The organism is Myxococcota bacterium (assembly GCA_041389495.1).
In the GTDB taxonomy this organism is placed as follows: domain Bacteria; phylum Myxococcota_A; class UBA9160; order UBA9160; family UBA4427; genus JAWKRT01.
The window spans coordinates 1,250,472-1,262,962 of sequence record JAWKRT010000002.1; the positions used below are offsets into that span (position 1 = coordinate 1,250,472).

At 74.5% G+C, this 12,491-nt stretch carries 8 protein-coding genes; 3 read left to right on the forward strand and 5 right to left on the reverse strand.

All coding sequences use genetic code 11. The features are described 5' to 3' along the window. Positions 1 to 2 precede the first annotated feature (2 nt). Positions 3 to 974 (forward strand): tryptophan--tRNA ligase, encoded by a 972-nt coding sequence (gene trpS / locus R3E88_16185; GenBank protein ID MEZ4218026.1) that lies wholly within the window; start codon positions 3 to 5, stop codon positions 972 to 974. Positions 975 to 1,082: 108 nt separating this feature from the next. Beyond that, on the forward strand, positions 1,083 to 2,249 hold the full coding sequence (locus R3E88_16190) for a tetratricopeptide repeat protein (GenBank protein MEZ4218027.1): 1,167 nt from the start codon (positions 1,083 to 1,085) through the stop codon (positions 2,247 to 2,249). Here the strand turns inward: R3E88_16190 and R3E88_16195 are convergent. The 4 genes from R3E88_16195 to R3E88_16210 all read right to left on the reverse strand — a co-directional run bounded on the left by R3E88_16195 (position 2,246) and on the right by R3E88_16210 (position 7,927). Further along, a complete protein-coding gene (locus R3E88_16195; protein MEZ4218028.1) occupies positions 2,246 to 3,043 on the reverse strand; it encodes a hypothetical protein in 798 nt (265 codons plus the stop codon). The genes R3E88_16190 and R3E88_16195 overlap by 4 nt on opposite strands. A 52-nt stretch (positions 3,044 to 3,095) precedes the next feature. Beyond that, positions 3,096 to 6,299 (reverse strand): protein kinase, encoded by a 3,204-nt coding sequence (locus R3E88_16200; protein MEZ4218029.1) that lies wholly within the window; start codon positions 6,297 to 6,299, stop codon positions 3,096 to 3,098. A gap of 68 nt (positions 6,300 to 6,367) precedes the next feature. Then, complete coding sequence (locus R3E88_16205) at positions 6,368 to 7,153, reverse strand: TrmH family RNA methyltransferase (GenBank protein MEZ4218030.1); 786 nt, start codon at positions 7,151 to 7,153, stop codon at positions 6,368 to 6,370. Between the two features lie 12 nt (positions 7,154 to 7,165). Beyond that, positions 7,166 to 7,927, reverse strand: coding sequence for a class I SAM-dependent methyltransferase (locus R3E88_16210; GenBank protein MEZ4218031.1), 762 nt, complete (start codon positions 7,925 to 7,927; stop codon positions 7,166 to 7,168). Between R3E88_16210 and R3E88_16215 the strand changes: the two genes are divergently transcribed. Continuing rightward, positions 7,914 to 9,836: a tRNA uridine(34) 5-carboxymethylaminomethyl modification radical SAM/GNAT enzyme Elp3 gene (locus R3E88_16215; protein ID MEZ4218032.1), complete on the forward strand. Its 1,923-nt coding sequence runs from the start codon at positions 7,914 to 7,916 to the stop codon at positions 9,834 to 9,836. The genes R3E88_16210 and R3E88_16215 overlap by 14 nt on opposite strands. 49 nt (positions 9,837 to 9,885) lie before the next feature. On the opposite strand, the gene clpB is transcribed toward R3E88_16215, so the two are convergent. Continuing rightward, positions 9,886 to 12,480, reverse strand: a complete 2,595-nt coding sequence (clpB, locus tag R3E88_16220) for an ATP-dependent chaperone ClpB (protein ID MEZ4218033.1) — start codon at positions 12,478 to 12,480, stop codon at positions 9,886 to 9,888. Positions 12,481 to 12,491 lie beyond the last annotated feature (11 nt).

Below are 12,491 nucleotides of genomic sequence, written 5' to 3' on the forward strand. Positions count from 1 at the left end.
CGATGCGCATCCTCTCGGGCATCACGCCGTCGGGCGAGTGCCACATCGGCAACTACTTCGGAGCCATGCGCCAGCACGTCGCGATGCAGGCCGGCAACGAAGCCATCTACTTCATGGCCGACTACCACTCGCTGAACGCGGTGCGCGACGCGGCGGCGCGCCGGCGCATGGTCCTCGACGTCGCGCTCGACTACCTCGCGTGCGGTCTCGACCCCGCGCAGTCGGTCATCTACCGCCAGAGCGACCTTCCCGAGCTCTGCGAGCTCGCCTGGGTGCTGACGACGATCACGCCGATGGGGTTGCTCGAGCGCGGCCACGCCTACAAGGACAAGGTCGCGAACGGACAGAGCGCCGATCACGGGCTCTTCGCCTATCCCGTGCTGATGGCGGCCGACATCCTCATCTACAACCCCGACGTCGTGCCGGTCGGCCAGGACCAGAAGCAGCACATCGAGATGTGCCGCGACATCGCGCAGCGCTTCAACCACACGTACGAGGTCGAGCTGTTCACGCTCCCCGAGCCCCACATCCTCGAGAGCGTCGCCGTCGTGCCCGGGACGGACGGCCGCAAGATGAGCAAGAGCTACGGCAACACGCTGCGCATGTTCTGGCCCGAGAAGCAGCTCAAGAAGGCCGTGATGGCGATCCAGACGGACTCGACGCCCGTCGAGGCGCCGAAGGACACGAGCCAGCCGCTCTTCCAGCTGTGGTCGCTGTTCGGCGACGGCGAAGCGCGGCGCGAGCTGTGGGAGCGGGCGGAGCGCGGCGGGCTCGGTTACGGCGACGTGAAGAAGGACCTGCTCGCGCGCATGCTCGACCACTTCGCCGCGATGCGCGCGCGCCGCGACGAGCTCGCGAAGCGCCCGGACGACGTCGAGGACATGCTCCTCGCCGGGGCGGCTCGCGCGCGGGCGCTCGCGGCTCCGGTCGTCGAGGCGGTGCGCGCGGCCACGGGGATCGGCCCGCGCCGCTGACCGTCGCGCGCTCGCCCGCACCGGCGCTCCATCCTTCCTCGCGCTCAATGCGTCCGCGGCGCGGACCGAAGAGCCCGGAGCCCCCACACCGGCTTCGGGAGATTCCGCATGCGTCGATGGCTCGCCTGGGCCGCCGGCCTGGGCACCGCCGTGCTCCTCACGGGCGCCCTCGCCTGGAACCGCATCGATCACGCCCCCCGCGCCGCGGCGCCGGGCGCGCCGCCGAGCGAGCAGCTCGAGCTCGCGCGCGCGGGTGACGTCGCCGCGCAGTTCGCGGTCGCCGCGAGCCAGCTCGGAACGCCGACCGTCGCGCGCGACGTCCCCCAGTCCCTCTACTGGTTCGGTCAGGCCGCGCAGGCCGGTCACGCGCGCGCCCAGAGCGCGCTCGGGCACATGCTGATGCGCGGTCGTCTCGTCCGGCTCGAGGCCGGCGAGCGCGAGCGCTGGGTCGAGGTGGACGAGGACGTCCCGGCCTCCAGCGGGCTCGCCGCAGCGCCCTCCGAGGCGATGGACTGGCTCGCGCGCGCGGCGGAGCAGGGCGAAGTCGACGCGCAGGAGCGGCTCGGTCTCGCGCTCGAGCGCGGGGAGGCGGGCGACGCCGACCCCGCGCGTGCGAAGCGCTGGTTCCGGCGCGCGGCGCGCGAGGGCTCGGTGGTCGCGCAGCTCGAGCTCGCGCGGCTCTACGACGCGGGAGCCGTCGGCGAGCGCGACGCGGCCGAGGCGGCGACGTGGTACCGGCTCGCGGCCGAGGCCGGCAGCGCGCCCGCGCAGGCGCGTCTCGCCGCGCTCTACACCGCGGGCGACGGCGTCCATCCGCGCTACGACGAGGCGGCGCGCTGGGCGCGCGCCTCGGCCGAGCAGGGCGATCCGGACGGTTGTTATGCCTACGCCGTGCTGCACCTCAAGGGCTTCGGCGTCGGGCAGGACTTCGGCCGCGCCATGCACTGGTATCGCGAGGCGGCGCGGCGCGGGCACGCGGCGGCGCAGAACATGCTCGGCACGGTCTACTTCGCGGGCGAGGGCGTCGAGCGCAACCTCGCGGAGGCCGAGCGCTGGTGGCGGATGGCCGCCGAGCAGGGCTACGCCGCCGCGCAGTTCAACCTCGGCGGCATGTACTCGCGCGAGCTCAGCGCGACGCTCGGGCGCGACGAGGCGATCGACTGGCTGGCGAAGGCGGCGGAGCAGGGACACCGGCGCGCGGCGGTCGAGCTCGACGCGCTGCGCGGCGAGCCGGCGGCGGCGGACGACGAAGGCCGCGCGGGCGGCCTCCTCTAGCGCCGCCGCTCGGGCGCTCGCTCGCGGCGTCGCGTCGGCGCGCCACGCGAGCGCACGGGGCGCAGCGCGCGCAGCGCGGCCGCCGCCGTCGCGGCTGCGAGCGTCCCCATGCCGAGCGCGGGGAGCGCCGGCACCGAGCCGCCGACGTAGCTCCCGCGCAAGAGCCACTGCACGTTCGATTCACCGCCGTTCGCCGTCTGCTGCACGTACGCGGAGATCGCCTGGTAGTCGCCCCCGGCGTCGAAGACCCACGTCCCGAGGTCGAACGTCGGCGACGTCCCCTCGCTCGGGACGGTCGTCCCGTGCAGGAAGCCGTTCGAGTTGCAGACCCCGGCCGGGCTCGAGATGCAGTGCGAGATCCCTGTCGTCGTCCAGCCCGCGAGGATTCCCCATGCGACGCTGCCGCCGGGCGCGGTGCTGCCGCCGCCCGTCTGTCCGGGCGAGGGCGCGTCGGTCCGCGTCGACGTCGCGAACACGAACGAGCCCGGACCGAAGACGCTCGTCGTGTCGACATCGAACGACACGTCCTGCTCGATCGACAGCGCGTCGAGCGTGACCGTGCCGCTTCCGGCGTCGTCGACGACGGCGCCGCCCGCGAGCACGCCGGGCGTGATGTCGATGGGGGTGCACAGGCTCTCGACGAACAGCAGGCGGTCGCCGGCCGTTCCGGCGGGCGGCGTCGCGTCGTAGACCTTGACGGTGGCGCGCGCCGCGGTCGCGGCGAGCAGCGCCGCGAGCGTGGCGATGCCGAGGGAGCGCGTCGCGCGGGAGCAGCGGCGGGGGCGTCGGGTCACGGGAGCCTCGCGCGCGCGGCCCGAGCCGGGCGACGCGCGGCGCGACCCTAGCTCACACGCCGGTGGCCGATCCGTCGCGCGCGATCTGCTCGAGCCTCTCGCGCACCTCGTGCGCCGACGCGGGCCGAGCGGCGGGATCCTTCGCCATGAGCGCGAGGATCAGCGCGGCGAGTGCGTCCGGCATGCCGGGGGCGAGCGATCGCGGGTCGGGCGGCGGCGTCTCGCGATGGTGGAGCGTCACGTCGCCCTCCTCGAACGGCACCTTGCCCGTCGCGAGCTCGAACAGCGTGACGCCGAGTGCGTACAGGTCGGCGCGGTGGTCGACGTCGCCGCCGACCGCCTGCTCCGGCGCCATGTAGAAGGGCGTGCCGCCGATGATCGTCGAGCCCTTGCGCACCTCCTCGACCATCTTCGCGAGCCCGAAGTCCATGATCGAGACGCGCTTGTCGGTCGTGAGGAAGAGGTTCGCGGTCTTGATGTCGCGGTGGACGACGCCGTTGTCGTGCGCGTAGGCGAGCCCCGCAGCCACCTGGATGCCGAGCTTCGCGACGTCGCGCGGGCCGATGCGCCCCTTCTTCCGCAGCACCGCGTTGAGCGGGTGGCCCTTCAGCAGCTCCATCGTGATGAAGAAGACGTTGTCCTCCTGGTCGACGTCGTAGACCGTCACGATGTTGCGATGGTTGAGCCGCGCGACGGCCTGGGCCTCCCGCAGGAAGTACTGCACGGCCTTCGGGTGCTCGCGCAGGCTCTTCGGCATGCGCTTCAGCGCGACCTCGCGATCGAGGCGCTTGTCGTGCGCGCGGTACACGACGCCCATGCCGCCGCGTCCGATCTCCTCGCGGATCTCGTAGCGGCTCTCGCCGAGCAGCGGCGCGGTGGTCTGGAGGTTCCCGCCGGTCGCGGCGCGTCCCGACGTCTCGCGCTCCGCGCTGCGGCGCTTGCGCAGCGTCTCGATCCGCGTCGCGAGGTTGGGGTACGTCGGCTCGCGCAGCCGCAGCGCTTCGAGCACGGCGATCGACCGCTCGAGGTCGCCGGCGTCGTCGTAGAGCTCGGCGAGGTGGAACTGCGCGTCGGCGCGCGCGTCGGCGCCGGTGGCGGCGAGGTACTCCTCGAGGCGCTGCGCGGCGAGGTCGGCGTGCCCCTCCTGCTCGAGGACGGCGGCGAGCTGGAGGGCCGCCTCCGCATAGCGTTCGTCCTCGGGCAGCACCTGCTGCAGGAGGCGGATGGCGCGCCGCCGCTCGGTCCGCTCGAGCGCGACCTGCGACGCCTCGAACACGCGACCCGCGCGCTCGAGCGCGTCGATCCACTGCGTCACGGCGTTGGCGTCGCGGTAGCACTCGACCGCGGAGTCGAAGTCGCGCGCGCGCTCGAACGCGGAGCCCGCCTCGACGAGGGCGCCCGCGCGCCGGTGCATCTCGGCCGCGCGCACCGCGTCGCCGGCGCGCTCGAAGAGCGGTGCGGCGCGTCGCGCGTCGCCCGACGCGGCCCACAGCTCGGCGGCCTCGCTCCAGGCTTCGGCCTGCTCGAAGTGCTCGGCGGCCTGCGCGGCGCGCCCGGCATCGCGGTGCATGCGGGCGAGCAGCGCGTGGCCCTGGGCGGCCTGTCCCTCGCGCTCGAGCGCGCGCGCGGCCGCGGCGATGTCGCCGTGGAGATACAGGTCGACGGCGGGCGGACAGCCCTTGAAGACGACGTCCGCGCTCCCGGCGAGGTCGATCGCGATCGACTTCGGCGCGTACGAGTCGACCTCCACCTCGAGCACGGCGACGCGGTCGCCGCTCCCGATGGCGACGGCGTGCCGGCCGCGCGGGAGGCCGAGGCGCACAGGACCGCCGCGCGCATAGCGAAGCGTGCCGGGCGCGCCGAGCGCGACGACGCCCGCGTCCTTCGCCGGCCGCTTGTCCCACAGCACGGCGATGTCGACGGGGCACTCGTTGGGCCGCAGGTCGAGCTCGAGGCGCGCGCTCTTGCCGCGCGCGACCGCGGCCTGCCGATCCTCGGCGAGCTCGGCGAGCACCTCCTCGCTCTCGGCGGCCTGCAGCAGGCCCTCCACCGTCACCCAGTAGCGGCCGGGGCGGAGGCCGCGGAAGCGCGTCTCGCGGCTCACCAGCGTGTGGACCGTGTGCGACGAGGGCCCGCCCGCGAGCACGTCGGCGCTCGCGCTCCGGCGCGCCGCCTTGCGCTTCGGCGCGCGCGTCGCGATGCGCACGGTGAACGTGCCGCGGAGCTCGGCGGGGTACTCGATCGCGACGGCGAGGTCGCCGCGGCCGCGCAGCGCGCGACCGGCGGCGAGCAGCACGACGAGCGCCGCGAGCGCGGCCCACGCGGCCTGCTGGCTGTGCGGGCGCTCGAGCCGCACGCGCGCGGCGCGGAGCGTCGCGCGCGCGTCGGGCGGGAGGTGCGCGAGCAGGGTCGACGCGAGCTCGTCCGCGCGGCGGTGGAGCTGCGTGGGAACCGTCGCGAGCCGGAGCGCGACGGCGCGGTCGGGCGCCGCGGCGATCGCGGGCGCCCGCTCGTGGCGCGCGCGGTCGAGGAGCCGCGCGATGTGTGCGTCGTGCGGCGCGTTGCGCTGTGCGATCTCGAGCGCGACCACCGCGTCGTCGGCGCGGCGCTCGAGCAGCGCCAGCTCGCCGAGGTCCCGGTGCGATGCCGCGAGCTGCTCGGGCATGCCGCCCGCGGCCTCGATCGACGCGAGGAGCGCGTTGCGCGCGGGCTCGGATTCGCCGCTGCGGACGAGCGAACGCGCGAGCCCGCGCCAGGCCTGCGGCTCGCCGCGACCGAGCGCGATCGCGCGTTCGAACTCGGATCGCGCGCGCTCCGCGTCGCCGAGCGCGTCGAGCGCGAGTGCGGCGCGCAGACGCAGGTGTCCCTCGAGGTTCGGCGGGAGCCAGGCGTTCGGCGCGTCGAGCCCGCGCGATCGCGCGTGCGCGGCGGCGAGCCGCTCGGCGCGGGCCTCGCCGTCGACGAGCGGCGACGGCGCTTCGACCCTTCGCCGCGTGCTCGCCCACGTCGCGAGCGAGTCGAGCTCGCCGTCGTTAGGCGCGTCGGACGCGACGCCCGCGTCCGTCGCACTCGGCGCGACGCGCTCGGCGGCGGCTTCGAGCGACGGGGCCGGCGACGCGATCGATGCGGGCGATTCCGGCGAGGCGGGAGGAGCGGGCTCGGCCGCAGCGCCGAGCGCGACGGCGGCGAGCATCGCCGCGCACGAGAGTGCGTTCGTCACGCGCGGCGGTCGGAGATCGAGCGGGAGGATGGGCATTGCTGGCGGCGCTCATCGGCCCGTCGCAGCGCGGCATTGAGCGCGCGAATCGCGCGGAAGTACTCGATTTATCGATGAGAATCGGCGTCCGGGCGGCCCCGCGGGCGGTCTTCTGGACGCTCGGGCGGGAGGGCCGGCGCGCGGGTCGCGAGCTGGCGGAGCCGCTCGCCCGCGACCATGGCCATCGCCGCCTGCAGGTTGTAGGAGGGCACGAAGCCGCCCATCGGGAGTCGCACGACGAGGTCGCAGCGCGCGAGCAGCCCGGGCGGGATGCCGTCGCGCTCGCCGCCGACCGCGAAGAGCGAAGGGCGCGCGAGGTCGGCATCCCAGGGCGCGACGGTGCCCGAGTCCTCGATCCCGACGATCTGCAGGCCCGCCGCGCGCGCCGCGTCGATCGCCGCCTCCGCGCCGGTGTAGATCACGGGCATGTAGCGGTCGGCCCGCATCGCGGTGCGCCGCACGGCGCGCCGCTGCTCGTGATCGAAGGCGGCGGCGACGACGACCGCATCGGCACCCGAGACCTCGGCGGTGCGGATCACGAACCCGGCGTTCCCCGGATACGCCGTGTCGACGAGCAGCCAGACGGCGCGCGCCCGGGCCGCGACCTCCTCGAGGGAACGGCGCGGATCGGGGCCGACGAGCGCGAGCAGCTCGGGCTCGAGACGCGCCTGGCAGAGGCGTGTGAGCTGGTTCTGGCTGATCACCCGGCACTCGATGCCGCGCGCCTCGGCGAGCGCGAGCGCCGCGACCGCGTCGGCGGACAGCGGCCCGGACCGGTGCAGCACGAGTCGCACCGGCGCGCCCGACGCGAGTGCGTCCGCGAGCGCGGCGGCGTCGTGGAGCTGGCGGCGCACGGCGGGACGTCCTCAGTGCGCGTCGCGCGGGGCGCGCGCGAGCACGACGTGTCGGTTGAGGTCGCCCTCGCGTCCGTCGGAGGCGAAGTCGAGGACGCGCGCGAACGCGGTCGACTCGAGCGGTGCGAGCGCGTTCGCGACCTCTTCGTCGCTCCACGCGTGGCAGTACCGGACGGCGCCCGCGTCGCCCCACGCGAGCAGGGCGTCGCCGCGCTCGAGCGCGGCGGGCGCGACGGACGGCGCCGCTCCCCAGTCGACGGTGCGGCGCGCGAACCGCTCGGCGCGGTCGAAGCGGAAGAAGGAGAGCGCGAGCAGCCCGCCCGGAGCGACGAAGCGCGCGAGCTCGCCGACCTTGCCCGCGCGCGCCGCGCCGTCCGGGACGTGATGGAGGAAGCCGAACGCGGCCACGAGGTCGAACGCGACGCGTCCGCACACGCGCGCGGGCAGTGGGGCGAGCACGGCGTCGCGGCGCTCGAACACTCCCGTCGGCTCGGCCTCGCGCGCGCGCGCGACCAGGGCGGCGCAGGCGTCGATGCCCGCATAACGAAGCTCGCGGTGTCCGCGAGCGCGCAGGAAGCGCGCGAGGCGCGCGTTCCCGCAGCCGACGTCGAGCACGTGGAGCGGCCGCGACGGGTCGACGCGGGCGGCGAGCGCCGTCGCGAGCCGCTCCCACCCGGGCCACGGGTGGTCGCGCGTCGCGTCGAAGTCGTCGGCGATCGCGTCGTAGAAGTCGCGTACGAGGTCGACGAGGGCGCGCTGCGTGGCCGCGTCCACGCCGGCTACCCTGCGCCCGATGTCGTCGTTCCCGAACCCGCCTCGGCTCGCGCGCATCGCGCGCGGCGACACCCCGGTGCCGGACGACGGCGGCGTGCGGGAGCGGGCGGAGCGGCGACGACGGCGCGAGGCATGGGACGCGCGACGCTACCGCAGCGCCCTCGTCCCGATCATCCGCGAGGTGCTCGCCGCACTCGACGCCCGCGCGGACGACGGCGCGCCGCTCCCGCCCGACGTGCTCGACCGCATCCTCCGGCGCCACCCGCGCGACGGCGCGGGGCTCTTCTCGCGCAGCGAGCTGATCGAGGGCTGCCGCGCGCTGGCGCGCGAGGAGGCGTTCGCCGCCGACGTCGAGCGCTTCGCCCGCGGCGTGCGGCGCAAGCGCGTCCGCACGCTCTCGGGCGTCGCGCCGGTCACGGTGTTCACGCCTCCGTTCCCGTGCCCCGGGCGCTGCGTCTTCTGTCCGAACGACGTGCGCATGCCCAAGAGCTACCTGGCGGCGGAGCCCGGCGCGCAGCGCGCCGCCGACCACGGCTTCGATCCGTACCGGCAGACGTGGAGCCGGCTCGCCGCCTTCCGCGCGACGGGCCACGCGACGGACAAGGTCGAGGTGATCGTCCTCGGCGGCACCTGGTCGAGCCACCCCGAGGCCTATCGACGCGGGTTCGTCGCGCGCGTGTTCGACGCGATCTCGGACTTCGGCGAGGGCATCGACCGGCGAGCCGCCGCCGCCGCGAACGGCGCGGCGGAGCCGTCGCTCCCGCTCGACGACGCGGCGGCCTGCGACGCGCTCGGCACAGGCCGCTACAACCGCGCGGTCCGCGCGCGCGCCCGCCGGCGGGCCGCCGCGGGCGAGGGCGCGGTCGCGAGCTGGGACGACGTGGCCGCCGCCCACGCGCGCAACGAGTCCGCGCCGGCGCGCTGCGTCGGCCTCTCGTTCGAGACCCGTCCGGACCTCGTGACGCCCGACGAGATCCGCCGCCTGCGCCGGCTCGGCGCGACGAAGGTGCAGCTCGGCGTCCAGAGCCTCGACGACGACGTGCTGCGCGCGAGCGCGCGAGGGCACGACGTCGCGACGACGCATCGCGCGATCGCGCTGCTGCGCGCCGCGGGCTTCAAGATCCAGCTTCACTGGATGCCGAACCTCCCGGGTGCGACGGCGGCGTCGGACGCGCGCGATGCGGGCCGGCTGTTCGCCGACCCGCGCGTGCGCCCGGACGAGCTCAAGGTGTACCCGTGCGTGCTCGTCGAGAGCGCGGAGCTCGCCGCCCTGTACGCGCGCGGCGCGTGGCATCCGTACGAGCGCGACGACCTGGTCGAGGTGCTCGTCGCGGCGCTCGCGAGCGCGCCGCGCTGGTGTCGCGTCACGCGCGTGATCCGCGACATCTCGTCCGACGACATCGCGGCGGGCAACAAGGAGACGAACCTGCGCGAGACCGCGGAGCGCGAGCTCGCGCGGCGCGGTCTTCGCGCGAGCGACATCCGCGCGCGCGAGGTGCGGGGCGAGAGGGTCGACGCGGCGGAGCTTCGCGCGCTCGAGACGCGCTATGCGACGTCGACGGGCGACGAGGTCTTCCTCGAACTCGTCGACGAGCGCGACGCGATCGCCGGGTTCCTGCGGCTGCACCTGCCGAGCGCGGAGGCGCCGGCTCCCGAGGAGCTCGTCGGGAGCGCGGTCGTGCGCGAGCTGCACGTGTACGGCGAGGCACAGCCGCTCGGGCGCGTGGCCCCGACCGCGGTGCAGCATCGCGGGCTCGGCGGGCGGCTGCTCGAGCGGGCGGCCGCGCTCGCCCGCGAGTCGGGCTACGGCAGCCTCGCGGTCATCAGCGCGGTGGGCACGCGCGCCTACTATCGCGCGCGCGGGTTCGCGGACGGCGCGCTCTACCAGCACCGGTCGCTGTCGACCTAGCATCGAGTGCCGGGCGGCGCCCGGCCGCGCGCCCGACGGCGCGCCGCGATCAGCCCGCGCGGAACTCGAGCGCCTCGCCCGACGCGCGCGCGTCCGCGACGATCTTCGACCCTTCCGGGAACTCGCCCTCGAGGATCTTCATCGCGAGCGGGTCCTGCACCATCCGCTGGATCACGCGCTTGACCGGGCGCGCGCCGTAGTGCGGGTCGTAGCCCCGCTCGGCGAGCAGCCGCTTCGCCCCGTCCGTCAGCTCGAGCTCGAGGTGGCGGTCGGCGAGCAGCCTGCGGACGCGATCGAGCTGGAGGTCGACGATGCGGTCGACGTGCTGGCGGTCGAGCTGGTGGAAGATGATGACGTCGTCGACGCGGTTCAGGAACTCGGGCTTGAAGTGCGCGCGCAGCGCCTCCATCACCCGTCGCTCCATCTCGTCGGCGTCGTCCTTGCCGAGCTCGACGATGAACTGGCTGCCGATGTTGGAGGTCAGGATCAGGACGATGTTCTTGAAGTCGATCGTCCGGCCCTGGCCGTCGGTGAGCCGCCCGTCGTCGAGGATCTGGAGCAGCACGTTGAAGACGTCGGGGTGGGCCTTCTCGATCTCGTCGAAGAGCACCACGCCGTACGGGCGCCGTCGCACCGCCTCGGTCAGGTAGCCGCCCTCCTCGTAGCCGACGTAGCCGGGCGGCGCGCCGATCAGCCGCGCGACCGAGTGCTTCTCCATGAACTCGCTCATGTCGATGCGCACCATCGCCTGCTCGTCGTCGAACAGGAACTCCGCGAGCGCGCGCGCGGTCTCGGTCTTCCCGACGCCCGTCGGCCCGAGGAAGATGAACGAGCCGATCGGCCGGTTCGGATCCTGCAGCCCGGCGCGCGCGCGGCGCACCGCGTTCGACACGGCGACGAGCGCGGCGTCCTGGCCGATCACGCGCGCGTGCAGGTTGTCCTCCATGTGGAGGAGCTTCGCCTGCTCGCTCTCGAGCATCCGGCTCACCGGGACTCCGGTCCACTTCGAGACGATCTCCGCGATCTCCTCGCTCGTGACCTCCTCGCTCAGGACGGAGCCTTCCTTCTGCAGCGCGTCGAGCGCGGCCTGGCGCGACTCGAGCTGCTTCTCGAGCTCGATCAGCTCGCCGTAGCGGATCTCGGCGGCGCGCTCGAGGTTGCCCTGTCGCTGCGCGCGCTCGAGCTCGGCGTTGAGCTCCTCGCGCCGCTCCTTGCACGCGCGCACGCCGGCGATGAGCTCCTTCTCGTTCTGCCAGCGGGCCTCGAGCGCGTCGGCCTCGGTGCGCAGCTCGCCGATCTCGCCCTCGACGTTGTCGAGCCGCTTCCGGCTCGCCGCGTCGTCCTCCTTCTTGAGCGCCTCGCGCTCGACCTCGAGCTGCGTGCGCTTGCGCAGCAGCTGGTCGAGCTCCTCCGGCATCGAGTCGATCTGCACGCGCACGCGGCTCGCGGCCTCGTCGATCAGGTCGATCGCCTTGTCGGGCAGGAAGCGATCGGTGATGTACCGCTTCGAGAGGGTCGCGGCGGCGACGAGCGCGCCGTCCTGGATGCGCACGCCGTGGTGCACCTCGTAGCGCTCCTTCAGCCCGCGCAGGATCGAGATCGTGTCCTCGACGCTCGGCTCGCCGACGAACACGGGCTGGAAGCGCCGCTCGAGCGCGGCGTCCTTCTCGATGTGCTTGCGGTACTCGTCGAGCGTCGTCGCACCGACGCAGTGCAGCTCGCCGCGCGCGAGCGCGGGCTTCAGCATGTTGGCGGCGTCCGCCGCACCCTCCGCGGCGCCGGCGCCCACGATCGTGTGCAGCTCGTCGATGAAGAGGATGACCTTGCCTTCGGCCTCGGAGACCTCTCGCAGCACGGCCTTGAGGCGGTCCTCGAACTCGCCGCGGTACTTCGCACCGGCGATCAGCGCGCCGATGTCGAGCGCCACGACCCGCTTGTCCTTGAGCGTCTCGGGGACGTCGCCCGCGACGATCCGCTGCGCGAGCCCTTCGGCGATCGCCGTCTTGCCGACGCCGGGCTCGCCGATCAGCACCGGGTTGTTCTTGCTGCGCCGCGACAGCACCTGCACGACGCGGCGGATCTCCTCGTCGCGGCCGACGACGGGGTCGAGCTTGCCCTTGCGCGCGACGTCGGTGAGGTCGCGGCCGAACTTCTCGAGCGACTGGTACTTCGATTCGGGGTCGGGGTCGGTGACGCGCGCGCCGCCGCGCACGGCCTGCAGCGCCTGCAGGATCGACTCGCGGCTCGCTCCCGCCTCGCGGAGCAGGCGGCCGGCCTCGTCCTTCGCGTCCTTCGCGCCGGCGATCGCGAGCAGCAGGTGCTCGGTCGAGACGTACTCGTCCTTCATCGCCTCCGCTTCGCGGAAGGCGGCCTCGAGCACGCTGCCGAGTGCGGGGCTGATCTGGGCCTGGCTGCCGCCGGTGACCTTGGGCTGACGCTCGAGGACCTGCTCGACCCTGCCGAGCAGCGGGTCGATCGCGACGCCCAGCTTCTGGAGCACGGGGACCGTGCTTCCCTCCGGCTGGGAGAGGAGCTCGCGCAGCAGGTGCGCGGGCTGGATCTGGGAATGTCCGCGGGAGGCGGCCAGCGACTGAGCCTCGCCGAGCGCCTCCTGCCCCTTGATCGTGAGCTTGTCGAATCGCATGGCGGCGGACC